This window comes from Stenotrophomonas sp. STEN083, assembly GCF_056759195.1.
The window spans coordinates 1-16432 of record NZ_JBRRCU010000038.1 but is presented as its reverse complement, the minus strand read 5'-3'; the positions used below and the strand labels follow the sequence as shown (position 1 = coordinate 16432).

At 63.1% G+C, this 16432-nt stretch carries 17 protein-coding genes; 10 read left to right on the top strand and 7 right to left on the bottom strand.

The window, feature by feature from the left end; all coding sequences use genetic code 11:
- Positions 1-96 precede the first annotated feature (96 nt).
- Positions 97-753: a Pr6Pr family membrane protein gene (locus tag ACVOK8_RS12305; protein WP_481567055.1), complete on the top strand. Its 657-nt coding sequence runs from the start codon at positions 97-99 to the stop codon at positions 751-753.
- A 33-nt stretch (positions 754-786) separates the two neighbouring features.
- Here ACVOK8_RS12305 and ACVOK8_RS12300 read toward each other — a convergent pair whose 3' ends face one another.
- Complete coding sequence (locus ACVOK8_RS12300) at positions 787-1461, bottom strand: DUF2306 domain-containing protein (protein WP_481567054.1); 675 nt, start codon at positions 1459-1461, stop codon at positions 787-789.
- Between the two features lie 275 nt (positions 1462-1736).
- Between ACVOK8_RS12300 and ACVOK8_RS12295 the strand changes: the two genes are divergently transcribed.
- From ACVOK8_RS12295 to ACVOK8_RS12280, 4 genes are all read left to right on the top strand, one after another.
- Positions 1737-3923, top strand: a complete 2187-nt coding sequence (locus ACVOK8_RS12295; RefSeq protein WP_481567053.1) for a TonB-dependent siderophore receptor — start codon at positions 1737-1739, stop codon at positions 3921-3923.
- A gap of 300 nt (positions 3924-4223) precedes the next feature.
- Complete coding sequence (locus tag ACVOK8_RS12290; RefSeq protein WP_481567052.1) at positions 4224-4538, top strand: iron uptake protein; 315 nt, start codon at positions 4224-4226, stop codon at positions 4536-4538.
- Positions 4539-4550: 12 nt separating this feature from the next.
- Positions 4551-6212, top strand: coding sequence for a PepSY-associated TM helix domain-containing protein (locus tag ACVOK8_RS12285; protein ID WP_481567051.1), 1662 nt, complete (start codon positions 4551-4553; stop codon positions 6210-6212).
- Positions 6205-6528, top strand: coding sequence for a DUF3325 domain-containing protein (locus tag ACVOK8_RS12280; protein WP_481567050.1), 324 nt, complete (start codon positions 6205-6207; stop codon positions 6526-6528). The genes ACVOK8_RS12285 and ACVOK8_RS12280 overlap by 8 nt, the downstream gene beginning before the upstream one ends.
- A 38-nt stretch (positions 6529-6566) precedes the next feature.
- On the opposite strand, the gene ACVOK8_RS12275 is transcribed toward ACVOK8_RS12280, so the two are convergent.
- Complete coding sequence (locus ACVOK8_RS12275; RefSeq protein WP_481567049.1) at positions 6567-7463, bottom strand: LysR substrate-binding domain-containing protein; 897 nt, start codon at positions 7461-7463, stop codon at positions 6567-6569.
- Between the two features lie 98 nt (positions 7464-7561).
- Here ACVOK8_RS12275 and ACVOK8_RS12270 point away from each other — a divergent pair, with 98 nt between their 5' ends.
- Together ACVOK8_RS12270 and ACVOK8_RS12265 are read left to right on the top strand one after the other, a co-directional pair.
- On the top strand, positions 7562-7771 hold the full coding sequence (locus ACVOK8_RS12270; RefSeq protein ID WP_481567048.1) for a hypothetical protein: 210 nt from the start codon (positions 7562-7564) through the stop codon (positions 7769-7771).
- Positions 7772-7856: 85 nt separating this feature from the next.
- Complete coding sequence (locus ACVOK8_RS12265; RefSeq protein ID WP_481567047.1) at positions 7857-8204, top strand: hypothetical protein; 348 nt, start codon at positions 7857-7859, stop codon at positions 8202-8204.
- Between the two features lie 250 nt (positions 8205-8454).
- Here ACVOK8_RS12265 and ACVOK8_RS12260 read toward each other — a convergent pair whose 3' ends face one another.
- A complete protein-coding gene (locus tag ACVOK8_RS12260; protein ID WP_481567046.1) occupies positions 8455-9165 on the bottom strand; it encodes a YceI family protein in 711 nt (236 codons plus the stop codon).
- Positions 9166-9254: 89 nt separating this feature from the next.
- Positions 9255-9845 carry a malonic semialdehyde reductase gene (locus ACVOK8_RS12255; protein WP_481513100.1) on the bottom strand — a complete coding sequence of 197 codons (591 nt, stop codon included), beginning with the start codon at positions 9843-9845 and terminating at the stop codon, positions 9255-9257.
- A gap of 131 nt (positions 9846-9976) precedes the next feature.
- Between ACVOK8_RS12255 and ACVOK8_RS12250 the strand changes: the two genes are divergently transcribed.
- Positions 9977-10948 (top strand): mitochondrial fission ELM1 family protein, encoded by a 972-nt coding sequence (locus ACVOK8_RS12250; RefSeq protein WP_481567045.1) that lies wholly within the window; start codon positions 9977-9979, stop codon positions 10946-10948.
- A gap of 278 nt (positions 10949-11226) precedes the next feature.
- Positions 11227-11712, top strand: coding sequence for a YajQ family cyclic di-GMP-binding protein (locus ACVOK8_RS12245; RefSeq protein WP_057626773.1), 486 nt, complete (start codon positions 11227-11229; stop codon positions 11710-11712).
- A gap of 21 nt (positions 11713-11733) precedes the next feature.
- On the opposite strand, the gene ACVOK8_RS12240 is transcribed toward ACVOK8_RS12245, so the two are convergent.
- From ACVOK8_RS12240 to ACVOK8_RS12230, 3 genes are all read right to left on the bottom strand, one after another.
- Entirely contained in the window at positions 11734-12831 is a 1098-nt protein-coding gene (locus ACVOK8_RS12240) for a helix-turn-helix domain-containing protein (RefSeq protein WP_481567043.1), read from the bottom strand.
- Positions 12832-12923: 92 nt separating this feature from the next.
- A complete protein-coding gene (locus tag ACVOK8_RS12235; protein WP_481567042.1) occupies positions 12924-14048 on the bottom strand; it encodes an NAD(P)-dependent alcohol dehydrogenase in 1125 nt (374 codons plus the stop codon).
- 13 nt (positions 14049-14061) lie between these two features.
- Positions 14062-15525 (bottom strand): benzaldehyde dehydrogenase, encoded by a 1464-nt coding sequence (locus tag ACVOK8_RS12230; RefSeq protein WP_481567041.1) that lies wholly within the window; start codon positions 15523-15525, stop codon positions 14062-14064.
- Between the two features lie 222 nt (positions 15526-15747).
- Here ACVOK8_RS12230 and ACVOK8_RS12225 point away from each other — a divergent pair, with 222 nt between their 5' ends.
- A complete protein-coding gene (locus ACVOK8_RS12225; protein WP_481567040.1) occupies positions 15748-16311 on the top strand; it encodes a DUF1415 domain-containing protein in 564 nt (187 codons plus the stop codon).
- Positions 16312-16432 lie beyond the last annotated feature (121 nt).

The window sequence follows — 16432 nt, the reverse complement described above, 5'->3', positions numbered from 1 at the left end:
GCTGCGGACTGATACGTCGCTTGCTTGCGGGCTGATGTTGGTACTGCGCTACTCTGCCCATCCAGGCAGTTGAACTCCATCGGGGAGCAGATGACGATGAAGCCTCACGCAATAGACAGAAAGATGCTTGGGCTACTGGCAGCTGTCGCCTGGATAGCGCTGCTGCTGCAGCTCTACCTGTCCATCGAGTTGGCGCTTTCCAGCGGTCGTGGCGTCATCCATGGCACGCTCGCTTTCCTCGCCTATTTCACGGTGCTTACCAATCTGTTCGTCGCGCTTGCAGCCAGCTTGCCGCTTGTCGCAGAGGCAACAGGCCCAGGCCGGTTCTTCGCCAAACCCGAGGTACTCGGCTGTGCGATCACCTCGATTGTCATGGTTGGTACGGGCTACCACGTGCTGCTGCGCAATGCCTGGAACCCGCAAGGTTTGCAGCTGTTAGCCGACTACCTTTTGCACTACGTGGTGCCGCTCTGCGCGCTTGCCTATTGGGTTGTGTTTGCACCCAGAATCCGGATTGGTGCGCTCGCGCCATTGGCATGGTGCATCTATCCGATCGGCTACTTCGCCTATGCGTTGATCCGCGGCGAACTGACCGGCATGTATCCGTACTACTTCATCGATATCGCCAGGATTGGTTTTGCCAAGGTGCTGGCGAACTCGGCGGCGATGCTGGTGGCCTTCCTGCTGGTTGGCATGGCGGTGCGCTTCATTCCGATACTACGTGGCGCTGCCCGCTCGCCCGCTGAGCCTTGAATCGCCCGTCAGTCCAACTGGCAGCGGGAAGCATCACCCCGCCGGAGATGCTATCGACGGCGCCCTTCCCCGCCACCTCGTCCACGCATTCGACAGCACGCCATGCAGCAGCAGGGGCAACACCCAGCTGCTCCATAACAGCAGCGCGATGGCGTCCGGGCTGGGCGCACGCCCGCTCGCTATCCAAGCTGGCAGCAACAGCCGGAACACCACCGGTGCCAGCGTGACCAGATAGGCCCGCGTCATCCAGCGGCGATGCCATGCAACCTTGCCACGGCGGATGCTGATCATCGCCACCAAGGCCGTCAGCAGCCAAGCCAGCGCGGTGCCCGCGAACGCGGTGGTGATCGAAGCAGGTGCCGGCGAGGTGGCGATCAAGCCCACCGCTGCTGCACAGGCCAATAACATGCCGCCGATGTAGCTGCGCCCAAACCAACGATGCAGGCGCGGCCAGGCACGTGGCCAGCGAGTAAGGAACTGCAGTGGGTCGAGCACGATGCCCAGCACCCCACCCGCTATGTGCAGCCACAACCAGCCGCGCCGCGACCAGTACATCGTGTAGTGCTCAGGGTCCAGATGCCGGTATTGGCCATGGACGGCGAGGAGAAAATGCAGGCTCAACGCCGCCAGTGCAAGCCAGAGCAATGCCCAGGCCAAGCGTTGCAGGGGACCACGACGTTCAACATCTGCATGAAACGCGTTGGACATCTTCACCTCGGCTCGCGGGCGTCGACCAAAGCATACAAGCAGCCGATGGCGTGCTGCAGGTGACCCAGCACACGGTCTGATTTAGCCCGGTGGTCACCCCGCAGACACAGCCTTTTGACGAAACCTGACTGCCCGAACAGTTGCAAACTGCGAATCATTCGCATTTAATTTCCCACTAACATCGCCGCCCGCTTGAGCGCAGTTACCACCCGCAACGGAAGCGGGACCGCCCCGCCCGTGGTCAATCCGTTATCTAAATCCGTTCAGGCTTGCTCATGCACCCCAGTCGCTCCCTTGCCCGCCCGGCTCATGCCGGTGGCTCTTTGTTCCCGTTCCGCAACACCCGCAACCGTCTGCAGGTCGCCATCTGCCTGGCCTTGGCCAGCAGCTGCGGCGCTGCCATGGCCGCACCACAGAGTGTCTCCGCCTCTGCCTCCGGCACGGAAAATGACACCGCTACCCAGCTGGATACGGTGCGCGTGGTATCGCAGCGTGCCAACCGGGTCAGCAACGGCGCCACCAACCTCGACCTGGATATCAAGGAAACGCCGCAGTCGATCAGCATCGTCAGTACCGAGCAGATGCAGCAGTTCGGCATCGACAACATCAATGATGCGCTGCGCCTGGCCACCGGCATCCAGGTGGAGGAATGGGAAACCAACCGCACCAACTACCTGGCGCGCGGCCTGGAAATCAAGAACACCCAGATCGATGGTGTCGGCCTGCCCAATGACTGGGGCATCGTCACCGGCGCAATGGATGCGTTCGGCTACGAGAAGCTGGAAGTCATCCGTGGCGCCAACGGCCTGCTTACCGGCGTAGGCAATGCGTCGGGCACCATCAACTATGTGCGCAAGCGCCCCACCAACGAGAGCAAGGGCCAGGTCGGCATCAGCCTTGGCTCCTGGGGCAAGCGCCGGGTCGAGGTGGATTACTCCACCCCGTTCACCGAGGACGGCCGCTGGGCCGGCCGTGTTGTGGCCGCGCATGAAGACGGCGACTCCTACCTGCGCGATTACGAGACCGACCGCAACTTCTTCTATGGCGTGGTGGATGGCCAGATCGGCGACAACGGCACGCTGACCATGGGCTACTCCTGGCAGAAAGCCAACAGCGACCACAACATGTGGGGCGCGCTGACCTTCAGCAACAACGATGGCAGCCAGGCCGAGTGGGGCCGCAGTGCGTCGACCACGCAGGACTGGACCTACTGGAACACCAAGACCCAGACCGCGTTCGTCGAGTACACCCACCAGCTGGGCGCCGACTGGCAGGCCAAGGCGACCTACAACTACCGCAAGATCGACAGCGACGATCAACTGTTCTTCGCCTACTCCCTGAGCGGGCTGGACCCGATCACCGGCGCGGGGCTGGTCGGTTGGGCATACAAGGGTATCGACGCGGGCAGCTCGCATCTGGGCGATATCACCGTGAACGGACGTTTCCAGTTGCTGGGGCATGAGCAGGAAGCGATGTTCGGCTTCAGCGTGGGCAAGAGCGACCAGACCACCTGGGATCACCCCATCAATGTACCGTCCAACCTCAATCCGGAATTCTTCCCCTATCCAGGCAATGCCATTGCGGAACCGCAATGGAGTGCACGCCGCAAGGCAAGCTGGACCAATCAGCGGTTGAAGCGGGGCTACGGGGCTACCCGCCTTACCTTCACCGACCAGTTCAAGGCCGTGCTCGGCTTCAATTGGGCCGAATACCACCGCGATGGCAACAATGGCGAGAACTTCAACCAGACCGAAGATCACATCAGCCCTTATGCGGGCCTGACCTGGGACTTCACCGACAAGGTGCTGGGTTATGTCAGCTACTCGGACATCTACCAGCCGCAGGACCAATATGACATCAATCTGGTCTACCTGGATCCGACCAAGGGCGTGAACTACGAAGTTGGCGTCAAGGCCGAGTGGCTGGACCGCCGTTTGCTTACCACGCTGGCGCTGTTCAAGGCCAAGCAAGGCAATCTCGCCACCTCAGGTGGTTACGACGAAGCGAGCGCCAAGTACTGGTATTACGGCGTTGACGTGGAGTCCAAGGGTGTCGAATTCGAGGCCACCGGCAAGCTCAATGACAACACCAACCTGGTGTTCGGCTACACCCAGTTGAAGATGAGCAACGAAGACGGTGGCGCAACCTATACCTGGGTGCCGCGCCGTACCGCCAACCTGATGCTCACCTCGCGCCTGCCGACCTACGAGGCACTGTCGTTCGGCCTGGGTGGCCGCTGGCAGAGTGAAATCTCCGCTACTGACATCTACACCGGCGGCATCGTGCGTCAGGGCAGCTACGCTCTGCTGAACGCCTTCGTCGCCTGGGATGTACTGCCCAACGCAACCATACGCGCCAACGTCAACAACCTCACCGACAAGAAGTACATCAACAGCCTGTACCAGATTGGTTACTACGGTGCCCCGAGCAATTACCAGTTGAGCTTTGACTGGCGCTTCTGAGGACGGCGCATAGCGAAGCAGTCATAGCTTTCGGCTTTCGGCTTTCGGCTTTTGGCTTTTGGCTTTTGGCTTTTGGCTTTTGGCTTTTGGCTTTTGGCTTTTGGCTTCATCCCCTCTCCCCTTGCGGGAGAGGGTGCCCCGAAGGGGCGGGAGAGGGGTAGCACTTCGCCACCAACCTTCCCCACCCCCTCTCCCGCAAGGGAGCGGGGCCTCAAGCGGCCGTCCTCTCTTGCTATTGAAGAAGGCCTCAAGCACCACACCGCTTCACCTTTGACCGCAACCCAAGACACCCCAAACACCATGTCCCAACCAACCACCATCACTGCTCCTTCCCGCTCGCGCCAACAGGTCGTGCTGCGGGTGCTGGCCGCAATGTTCGGCGGCTACATCTTTGCCTGGGGCACGGTGGCGTTGGCAACCTGCCTGTTGTTCGCAGCCAAGCTCGACTTCCACGATGCCGAGTTCCTCGGTGCCTTCATCGGCCTGCTCACCTACGTGACGGTGTTCCTGTGGAGCATCGCAAGCCAGCGCCTGCTGCGCGTCTGGGCCGTTCTGCTGGGCGGCGGGCTGTTGATGGCGGGTGCCGCATCGCTCATCCAATCCCTGCTCGCATGACCGGAGAAACCCATGTTCAATAGTTTCCGGCAAGCAATGGCGTGGCTGCATACCTGGTTCGGCTTGGTGCTGGGCTTCGTGCTGATGGCGGCGTTCTTCTTTGGCGCGCTGTCCGTCTTCGACCGCGAAATCGACCGCTGGGCGATACCGGCCACCCGCATCGAAGCGCAACCGATGCCGTCCTTCGAGAAGATCCTGCGGCCGGCGTTCGAGCGCATGCAGCCGACCAAGGAGGCCATCGATGCGATGCGCCCGCTGGTCAACGGACCAATGCCCACGCACTTCGACAAAGTCGCAAGCTGGAGCGCGTACACCACCCACCGTGATCCGGTACTGGCCCTGTATGCCGGCTACCAGGTGCCCAATGCCAAGGACCCGGAAGAGCTGATATGGGCCTATGCCACCATCGATCCGCGCGATGGCAGCGTGCTTCCCGACGACCATTTGAAGATCGGCAGCGGCTTCTTTTTTCCGCTGCACTACGGCCTGACCCTGGACTGGAAGAACCTGGGCATCTGGATCGTCGGCTTCTCCGCTTTGGTGATGCTGGCCGCGTTGATCAGCGGCGTGGTGATGCACCGGAAGATCTTCCGCGAATTCTTCACCTTCCGCCCCGGCAAAGCCAGGCTGCGCAGCGTGCTTGACCTGCACAACCTTACCGGCGTGGTGGCGCTGCCGTTCCACTTCTTCTTCGCACTCACCGGCCTGCTGATCTTCGCAGGTACCTATTACTTTCCGGTCGGGCATACCCAACTGCACGATCTGCATGACCTGCACGAGCGGGTGGAAGCGCAGGAAACCGGCCTGCCGCACCAACGTGCGGGCGTCAGTGCCGGACTGGCATCGGTGGATGCGATGGTCGCGCAGGCACAGCAGCGTTGGCAGGCCAATGACAAGGCTGGCGATGTCGGTTTCCTGGTGCTGCAGCATGTTGGCGATGCCAATGGCTATGTCAGCGTGTACCGCGCCGGCACCGACCGCATCGCCTTGGTAGGCGATGGCATCCACTTCAAATCGTCGGACGGCAAACTGATCCGCGAGGACCCGGCCGCCACCCCGGTTGCACGCATGGCAGAGTTCCTCACCGGCCTGCACCTGCAGCACTTCCGACATTGGCTGTTGCGTTGGCTGTACGTGTTCGGCGGCCTCGTCGGCGCGGTCTGTATTGCCACCGGCTTCATCTTCTTTGTCGAAAAACGCAAACGCCAGCACGCCCTGCAGGGCAGCCAGGGTGCGCGCATCGTGGACGCGTTGGCAGTGACCACCGTAACCGGTATGGTCCTGGCCACCCTCGGCATCCTGATCGCCAACCGCCTGCTACCCGAAGCCCTGCCCGGCCGTGGCGACTGGGAGCGCTATGCGTTCTGGGCGGTGTGGGCGCTGGCACTGGTGCATGCGGGTGTGCGCGGTGCACCGGTGGCACGCGGCCTGGCCAACCCGGCATGGCGCGAACAGACCTGGGCCATCGCGGTGATGGCGGTTGCAGCGGTTGCCTTGAACTGGATCACCACCGGCGACCATCTGCTGCGCACGCTGGCGCGCGGCTATTGGCCGGTGGCGGGTATCGATCTGTTCCTGCTCAGCAGTGCGTGCGTGGCCATGATCGCTGCCCGCAAGCTCGGCCAGCGCGCGCATGCCAAACAGGCCGCACAGCGGGAGAACGCCCATGCATGAGTCGCTGTCTGCCAACCTGATGCTGGCCGCCGCATTATTGAGCAGCCTTGTTGGCATGGCCTGGCTGGCGCTGTCGATGCAGGTGCATGCACTGCAGGTGTGGCTGCGCGAGCCATCGCCCAGCGTCCTGCGCGTATTGCGCATCCTTGGCAGCTGCAGCATCTGCGTTGCATTGGCGCTGTGCCTTGCGGTGGATCACGCAACGATGGCTGTGCTGGTCTGGGTAATGGCCTTGAGCGCAGCGGCGATACTGGTAGCGTTTACGCTTTCTTCGCGACCGCAGCGTTTGCGTGTTTTTGCGCCGTGGATCAGGTAACCCCCTCCTCAGCGAGCAATGCATGCTGACTGCCAAGCTCAGCGCTGTTCGCCCATGTGCTCACGATACGCTGCGGCTTCCGCATGCAGCCATTCACGGAATGCCAGAAAGCCGCGGTGGTTGGCCGAACGCTCCGGATAGACCAGCCAGTGCGACCACGCTGTCTTGAGGCGTTGATTGGACAGCAACAGCAACTGGCCTGACTGCAGCAGCAACTGTGCGCGCGTCACCCGCCCGAGCGCAACGCCTACGCCCTCCAACGCAGCACGGTGGTGCGATTCGGAATCATCGAAGATCGCAACATAGCGTTTGGGCGCCTTTGCGCCGATCAGCGCGAACCAGCGATCCCATTCACCATCCGGATCGCCTAACAGTGGCCACTCCGACAGCGGCTTCGCATCAATGCCGCCCATGCGTTCGACCAATGCCCGGCTGGCCATCGGCACCAGCCACTCATCGATCAAGGGTTCGGCGATCACTCCCGGCCAGCGGCCATCGCCGATGCGCATCGCTGCATCGAACTGCAGTTGCCGTTCGAAATCGATCAGCAGTTGATTGGATTGCAGGTTGATCTCGATCTGCGGATGCGCCGCCACGAAGCGACCCAAACGCGGCACCAGCCATGCCGATGCCATCGTCGGCACCGCGCTGATCGACAACACGCAATCACGCCGCGCCTGGAACGGTCGGAAGACCTCGTTGATCGCATCCAGGTGCGGGCCAACCTGGTCGAGCAGGCGCCGCCCTTCCTGCGTCGGCACCACGCCTCGCGCCTGCCGTAGCAGCAGCGGATAGCCGAGCCGCTGCTCCAGCTGGCGCATCTGATGGCTCAAAGCGCTGACGGTGACATTCATCGCTTCGGCGGCGCGCGACATATTGCCCATACGCGCGGCAAGCACGAAGCCCTGCAGGAACTGGAGTGGAGGCTTTGACATCAGGATTGAATAAAATTCAACACTTGGTTGAGGGATGCTCGCTTTTCCTGACTATATCCCGGAACTAACCTCAAATCCTCTCAACAAGGAGTAGGGAAATGAGCGTGTATACCGACCTGCTGTTCATGCATGGCCATATCGCCAATGTCGAGCTGGCGAGGCAGCTGGCAGGAGAGGTACCGGTTCCGCACGTCGCCGAGGCGGCGGCTGGCGCTGGCAAGGTACGGTTGGAACAGCGAGGCCATCAGCAGGCTGGCACCCCGCCTCGCCACATTCCGCAGCTACCGGGTACCAACTCGAATCGGTGAATCAGGTCCACACCGATTCTCGCCAGTAGCGTTGGCCAGCGCCCCCAGTCATCAACCATGCCCGCTACTTGCTATGGTTCACCAAATGAAGACTCGCAACTGGCGCGGCCGAGTGGCCGCCTTGCTTACCACCGTCGTGATTCTGTGCATCGTCTGCAACCCGGAACTGGCCACCTTGGTGCCTGTACTGGATGCACTGGGGCTGGAAGTGCTGCTCGCGCTTTTCTCCGCGCAACTGATGGTGATCTTTTCAGACGTATTGCTGCCGTATGCGCGGCATTTTCATCAGCGCTGGGGGAGAGGCATATTGAAGCCTGTTGACGATGCACTGCTATGTGTCGCGGGTGGCTATCTAAGGCAGTTGGTGGGGCATGTGCGGCTTGCCGGGGTGCCAGCACGGATTGGTGAGCGCTCGTTTGTGGGAGCGGCGTAAGCCGCGAAGCTGGCGGTACTGAAGCTATCCGCATCTTTGCCAACTGATGATGTATCGGCTTCGCGGCTTACGCCGCTCCTACAAAGGCAAGGAAGCCATGTTGCTGCTTACGGCTTGCTTGACGTGCTTTCGCCTACCCTCACCCCAACCCCTCTCCCGGCGGGAGAGGGGCTTCAGGGTTCAACGACAAAGGCCCGCCAATGGCGGGCCTTTGCGTTTGCTGCATGCTGCGAAGAAACCGCTGGCGCGATTACTTGGCGGCAGCTTCCTCGGCCTTCGGGATCGAGGCTTCGGTGGTGATGCGGATCTTGACGTCGTCGCTGACGGCCGGGGCGTAGGCGCCCACGCCGAAATCGCTGCGCTTGATCGTGGTGGTGGCATCGAAGCCGACCGACGGCACCTTGGCCATCGGGTGCTCACCTGCACCATTGACGGTCACGTCCAGCACCACCGGCTTGGTGATGCCCTTGACGGTCAGGTCGCCGGTCACGGTCAGCTTGTTGGTACCAGCGGCTTCCACCTTGGTGCTCTTGAAGGTGGCGGTCGGGAACTTGGCGGCGTCGAAGAAATCAGCGCTGCGAATGTGTTCGTCGAACTTGGCGGTGAAGGTGTTCAAGCCGCTCAGCGGCAGGGTCACTTCCACGCTGGACTTGCTCACGTCAGCAGCGTCGTACACCAGGGTGCCGTCAGCGTTGCCGAAATGCGCGCTCGGGTTGGAGAAGCCCATGTGGCTCCACTGCACCAGCACGTCGGTGTGGGTCGGGTCGAGCTTGTAGGTGCCGGCGGCGATCTGGATCGCAGCAGCTTCCGGGGCAGCCGGGGCAGCAGCAGCGGCATCGGTCGGCGCAGCAGCGGTTTCGGCCGGGGCGGCAGCCGGGGCAGCGGTGTCAGCCGGCTTGGAGCAGGCGGTGATGGCAGCGGCCAGGGCCAGCGGGAGCAGCAACTTGGTCATAGCGGACATGGATCTCTCCTTGGAGGTGATAGACGGATTATTTTCGACAAGCAAGGCGTCAGCCAACGTGACGGACGCCGCGTGGAACACTTCAGCAATCAGGCAATGCGCGCGGCTTCGTCGAACGAAAGCCGCGGCAGGCGCGGGAAGATGCCGGACGGGTCGCCATAGCCCAGATTGACGAGGAAATTGGACTTGATGGCGGTGCCGGCAAAAAACGCTTCATCCACCTTGGCCGGGTCGAAGCCCGACATCGGGCCCGCATCCAGGCCCAGCGCGCGTGCGGCCAGGATCAGATAGGCACCCTGCAAGCTGCCGTTGCGGAACGCAGCCTCATGGCGGCCTTCGCGCGGGCCGTCAAACCAAGCCTTGGCGTCGGTGTGGGGGAACAGGTAGGGCAGCTTCTCGTGGAAGTCCAGGTCGAAACCAACGATCGCCGTGACCGGGGCGGCCAGGGTCTTGGCCAGGTTGCCCTCGGACAGCGCCGGTGCCAGCTTCTGCTTGGCTTCGGCCGATTTGACGAACACAAAGCGCGCCGGGCTGGCGTTGGCGGAGGTGGGCGCCCACTTCAGCAGGTCGTACAGGGCACGCAGCTGGCTGTCCTCAACCGGGCGGTCCTGGAACGTGTTCTGGGTGCGAGCGGTGCGGAACAGCTGGTCAAGCGCGGCATCGTTGAAGATGTCGGACATGGAAACTCCGTGATGAATTGGCTACGGTCGTGACATTGCACGGGTCAGCCCCGGACAATGACACGCCGATCAGAGGTCGCAGTGTAGAGCCCTCTGGCTGTTGCAACACCCAGCCTTATTGAAACGAATTAATGCCATACGCGAAACGATCGACGCTCCCATGGACGATCACCGACGGCCGCGCAGGCAATGTGCGCCAGGCGGTGGCGCTGGCGTCCGCGCTGGCCTTGGGCGGCCAGCAGCGGCTGCAACTGCAGCCGCGGGCGCCGTGGCGCTGGCTGGCGCCGCGCCGGCTGCCGGGCGCCGCCCGCGGTTTTGGACCGCAGTTCGCGCACCTGGCTGACAATGCACCGGAGTTGGCAATCGGCTGTGGTCGGCAGGCTGCGGGCGCGTTGCGGGTGCTGCGTCAACGCGGCAGCCGCACCGTGCAGATCCTTGACCCACGCATTCCCCCTCGCCACTGGGACCTGCTGGTGGTGCCCGAGCACGACCGCCTGCGCGCGGACAATGTGCTCACCCTGCTTGGCAGCCTCAACCCGGTCAGCGATGACTGGCTGGCCTGGGGCCGGGCCGCGTTCTCCAGCTTCGAGCAGCTGCCAGGGCCACGCACGGCCTTGCTGGTGGGCGGCCCTACCGACCATGCGCCGTGGCAGGACAGCGATATCCAGCCGCTATTCCAGCAACTGGCCGCGCGCATCCGCGCTGACGGCGGCAGCGTGCTGGCCACCACCTCGCGTCGAACCCCACGCGCGGTGACGGCCGCACTGCTGCGTGCCTTCGACGATGTGCCCGGGGTGATCTGGGCTGATGGCGGCGATGGCTCCAATCCTTATGCCGGGCTGCTGGGCTGGGCCGACCGGATTGTCTGCACGCCTGACTCAGTCAACCTGCTGTCGGAAGCCTGCGCCACCCGTGTGCCGGTTGGTGTGTTGCTGGGCCAGCGAGCGCAGGAGCGGATGGCGTCCTTCCAGCAGGCCTTGCGGGAGCGTGGGCGGTTGCTGGATGGGCTGGCGGCGTTCGATGCTGACTTGAGTCTGGCGGTTGAGCCATTGCGCGAGACCAGCCGGATTGCGGCTGAGGTGAAGCTGCGCTTGGGGTTGTGAGGGGCTGGAGTTCTTGGCTCTGGCTCTGGCGGTGGCCTTTGCCCCTAGCTCGTCATTCCCGCGAAGGCGGGAATCGCTCTTGGCTCTGGCTCTCTGGTTTTCCCGACTGAGAGAAGAGCCAAAGCAAAGCAAATGCAGGAGCAAGATCAGGAGCGATTCCCGCCTTCGCGGGAATGACGAGCTGAAAGCAAGCCTAAGCCAAGCGCAACGACAGCCTCCACCATCCCCTCCCCGCCAATCGCCTAGAATGGCCGCTGTTTTCTGATTGGAGCAGGCCCATGCCTTCCTTTGACGTCGTATCCGAAGTTGACAAGCACGAGCTGACCAACGCCATCGACCAGGCCAACCGCGAGCTGTCCACCCGCTTCGATTTCAAGGGTGTGGCCGCAAGCTTCGAGCAGGACGGCGAAAAGCTGATCAAGCTCACCGCGCCCACCGATTTCCAGCTCAAGCAGATGGCCGACATCCTCAAGCAGCGCCTGGCCGCACGCAGCATCGATTTCCGTTGCATGGAGTTTGGTGACATCGAGACCAATCTGGGTGGCGCGCGCCAGCAGGTGACGGTCAAGCAGGGCATCGAGCAGAAGCTGGCCAAGCAGATCGCCGCCAAGATCAAGGAATCCAAGATCAAGGTCGACACCCAGATCAATGGCGACAAGCTGCGCGTCAACGGCAAGAAGCGTGACGATCTGCAGGAAGTGATGGCGCTGCTGAAGAAGGACGACTTCGAACAGCCGCTGCAGTTCGACAACTTCCGCGACTGATGTAAACCCGTTGCAGCAGGCTCAACCGGCCTGCTGCAGCTTGCGGTACAGCGTGGTGCGCGAGATGCCCAGCTGACGTGCCGCCGCACTGAGATTGCCGGCATGCGCCGCCACCGCTTCACGTACCGCCAGTGCGCCCTGGGTGCGTAGCGAACTCGTCGTTGCCACCGCAACGGTCTGGCTGCTGGCACGCGAAGGCACCGGTCCGCGCAGATACTGCACCTGCAAGGCACTGTCCGCATGCAGCGGCAGCCGATGCACCGGCCCGGCCTGCAACAGGCGGCGGCGCTGGTGCACGCTGGCTTCGGCAAACACGCCGTCCAAACTCATCAACGGCAATGCGCCGCTACGCGGCAGGCCAAGAATGCGTCGCGCCACACTGTTGGCGGCACGCAGCTGGCCGTCCTCGCCCACCGCCAGAACACCTTGCAGCGGCGTGCCCAACCAGCGCGCGTCGTGCTGCACGGCCAGCAGATGGCAATCACGCTGCTGCCGGATCAGCTGGTTCTCGATCGAGAGCGCGGCCTGGCGGAAGTAACCACGCAGCAACTCGCTGTCGCGCTCGCCGATGCCGGTGATATCCAGCGCACCCAGCACGTCGCCATCGACACCGTGCAACGGCACGCTCAGGCAATAGACCTGCGAGAACTCATCGAGGTAATGCTCGTTGCCACGTACCAGCGCCGGCGCATCCTCGGCCAGTGCGCAGGACGGTGCGGTAGTGCCGATCTCGATCTCGCGCACGCGTCGGCCAACCTGGATCGGCCGCAGTATCGCTTCATCGCCAAGACCGTGCTCGCGCTGGGCGATGATCAGGCCATCACGGTTGACGCAGAACAGGGTCCAACGGCGGCCGCCGAACGCCGCCCAAAGATCGTCCATGTCCTGCCGCACGCAACGCGCCAACAGACGATCAGCAGGATCGTCGAGACGCAGCTTGCGTTGCGCCAACGATGAATACTGCGGCGCCTGCTGGGGGCGCACGCCCGCCTGCCGTGAGCGCTCCCAGGAACGCAGCACGGCAGGTGCCAGCAACTGCGCAGGCAGGCTGCCGCCTTCCGCGAAGCGCTGTCGCGCCGCTGCCAGGCGTTGCTGCTGTTGCACGAGCGTGGTGGCCATGGGCGTCCTCCAGACAACTGCGCCCAGCCTACACCTCGCTCGCTGACTGAATCGCCATCGCGGGCATGCTCGGCCCGCGACGGTTTGTTCCATCAACCGATCTTGAGGATCGGCTTCAAGGTGATGCCCTTGGTGCTGTCCTCGGCCGCCTGGTTGATCTGCTCAAGCGGATAGAACTTGACCAGTTTGTCGAACGGGAAGCGGCCCTGCTGGTACAGCTGTACCAGCTGCGGAATGAACACCTTTGGCACACTGTCACCTTCGACGATGCCGCGGATGCTGCGGCCGCCCAGCAGCAGGTTGTTGATGTCGAACGCGGCCTTGGTGCCCAGCTTGGGCGCACCCACCACGCCGATCACGCCCAGACCGGCCAATGCCTCGATGCCCTGCTCCAACACCTCCGGGCGACCGGTGGACTCCAGCGCGAAATCAACACCGCCACCACTGATGGCACGCACCGCCTCGATCACATCCACCTCGCGGCTGTTGATCGTGTGGGTGGCACCCAGCTCCTTGGCCAGCTCCAGCCGTGACGGCACCACATCGATGGCGATGATGGTGGTGGCACCGGCCACACGTGCGGCCATCACCGCACTCAGGCCGACCGCGCCCGCACCATAGGAGGCAAAGCTGCTACCGGCCCGGACCTTGAGCGAGTTGATCACCGCACCGGCACCGGTCTGGATGCCGCAGCCCAGCGGACCCAGCAGTTCCAGCGGCGCATCCTCGGGCACCTTGATCGCATTGTTCTCGCGGCTAAGCGCATAGGTCGCAAACGAGGACTGGGCGAAGAAGTGATCGTGCAGCGGCTGGCCGTGCGGGTCCTGGATGGCGGTGCTGCCGTCCAGCTCGCCACCGCCGAAGTTCAGGCCGAAGAAGTCCTTGCAGTAGGCACCATGACCCCCGCTGCAGGGATTGCAGTGGCCGCAGGCACCGTAGGTGAGCACCACATGGTCGCCCACCTTCAGATCCTTGACGCCCGGCCCCAGCGCTTCGATCACGCCCGCACCTTCATGGCCGAGTACCGCCGGCAACGGCACCGGATAGTACTGGTCACGCACGATCAGGTCGGTGTGGCACAGGCCGGTAGCAATCACCCGCACCAGCACCTCGTCATCCTTGGGCCCGCGAATGCGCGCTTGCTCGATGGTGAACGGCTTTTCCTTCTCGCGCACCACCGCCACGGTGATGTCACGCAGTTCTGCAGATGCACTCATGGGTTTCTCCTGTTCAGAGCGGATAGGCCGGGGCTTCGCCCTTGATGGTCAGCCATTGCCATTGGGTGAATTCTTCGATGTTGGCCGGGCCGCCGATGCTGCTGCCATTGCCTGAGGCACCGACACCACCAAACGGATTGATGACCTCGTCATTCACGGTCTGGTCGTTGATATGCAGGATGCCGGTGTGCAGTTGCTCACCCAGCTTCAAGGCACGGCCGACATTGCTGGAGACGATAGCCATCGACAGGCCGTACTCGGTGTCGTTGGCCAGGGCTGCAGCTTCTTCATCACTGTCGAACGGCACCACCACGGCCACCGGTGCGAAAATCTCCGCACGGAACGCGGGATTGGTCTTGTCCACGCCGCTGAGCACGGTCGGTTCGAAGAACAGATCCTGATAGGTGCCGCCGGTTTCCAGGGTTGCGCCGGCCGCTGCGGCCTCGGCCACCACGCGCGCAGCATGGTCTCGCTGCTGCGCGTTGATCAATGGGCCGAGCGCAACATCCGCCTGGGCTGGGTCACCGACGGTCAGCGACTGCGCCTTGGCGATGAGCTTCTCCAGGAACTGCGCATAGATACCGCGTTGAACCAGCACGCGACCAGTGGCCATGCAGATCTGCCCCTGATGCAGATAGACGCCCCACGCGGTATTGGCGATGGCCAGATCGATGTCGGCATCGTCGAGCACGATCAGGGCGTTCTTGCCGCCGAGCTCCAGCGACACTTTTTTCAAATGCCGGCCAGCTGCTTCACCCACCTTGCGGCCGGCAGCGGTGGAGCCGGTGAACTGGATCATGGCGATATTGGGATCACTGGTCAGCGCCGCACCTGCGGCACCATCGCCCGGCAACACGTGCAATACACCGGCCGGCAGCCCGGCCAGTTCAAACAGGCGGGCGATAACAAAGCCACCGCAAACCGCCGTGCGCGGATCGGGCTTGAGCACCACCGCATTGCCCAGCGCCAGTGCTGGCGCCACCGCGCGCATCGCCAGGTACAAGGGGAAGTTGAACGGAGAGATCACTCCGATCACGCCCAGCGGCCGACGTCGCGCCAGATTCAACCGGCCCGATGCCGACGGCAGGATCTCGCCAACGCTGCGCGAGGGCAGCGCTGCGGCCTCGTGCAGGGCCTTGGTGCTCACTTTGTTCTCAAAGCCGGCCTTGAGCTTGGTCGAACCGGACTCGCGCACCAGCCAATCAATGATCTCGGCGGCATGCTCATCGGCCAGCTGCGCGGCACGGCGCAGCACCTGCGCGCGGGTTTCATAAGGCGCATTGGCCCAGTCGCGCTGCGCCTTGGCGGCGGCTGCGGCCGAGCGCGCGATCTGCGCCGGGTCGGCCATCGCAATGCTGCCCAGCACTTTGCCGGTGGCCGGCTCGATCACCTCCTGCTGGCTGCTACCGGCCTGCCATTGACCATCAAACTGTTTGCCCGCCCATAGCGCGGGGGGAAGAAATACCTGTTCTGCCATTGCCTGTACTCCTAGCGTGGTCTGTGTCGACATTGAATACCTGCGCCCGGCAACTGCCTATTAGCCTTCGGCGAGATCCTTGCAAGCTGCTGAAAGCAAGGGAATTTCAACAATGCACGGTGTCCAGTTTGTGGACAGTGAACGGCATCGCGATGACAGCACGACGGCAGCCAACGCCGATGACCTCTACAATCGCCTGCCCTGCCAGCCCGAGCGCCAGCCATGAACGAAGAAGCCGCCATTGATCCCATCGCCGTCACCCGCAACTGGCTGGAAAAAGCGGTGATCGGATTGAACCTGTGCCCGTTCGCCAAGGCGGTCTACGTCAAGCAGCAGGTGCGCTTCGTGCTCAGCGATGCAACCACGCCCGAGGCGCTGCTGGAGCAGCTGGCCGAAGAGCTGCTGCTGTTGCGTGACACCCCGGTTGAGCAGGTCGACACCACGCTGATCATCCACCCGGAAGTGCTCGGCGATTTCCTGGACTACAACGATTTTCTGGAGAACGCCGATGCGGCGGTGGAAGCATTGGATCTGCAGGGTATCCTGCAGGTGGCGAGTTTCCACCCGCAGTATCAGTTTGCCGGTGCGGCGCCGGACGATGTAAGCAATTACACCAACCGCTCGCCCTACCCGACCCTGCACCTGCTGCGCGAAGACAGTGTTGAGCGTGCGGTGGCAGCGTTCCCGGACCCGGACGTGATTGTCGAGCGCAACATCGCCACGCTGGACCAGCTCGGCGTGGAAGGCTGGCACCGTGTGTTGGCTGGCGGTGAGGGTAATGCCTGATTGATGACCGGTAGTGGGGGGGGCGGGGGGGGGGGGCGGAGGATCGGCGGGAGGGGTAGCCCGACGGTGTCAAGCGGCGGCGGCGGGGAGAGCGGGCGCGGGGCGGCTGAAAATAATTAGG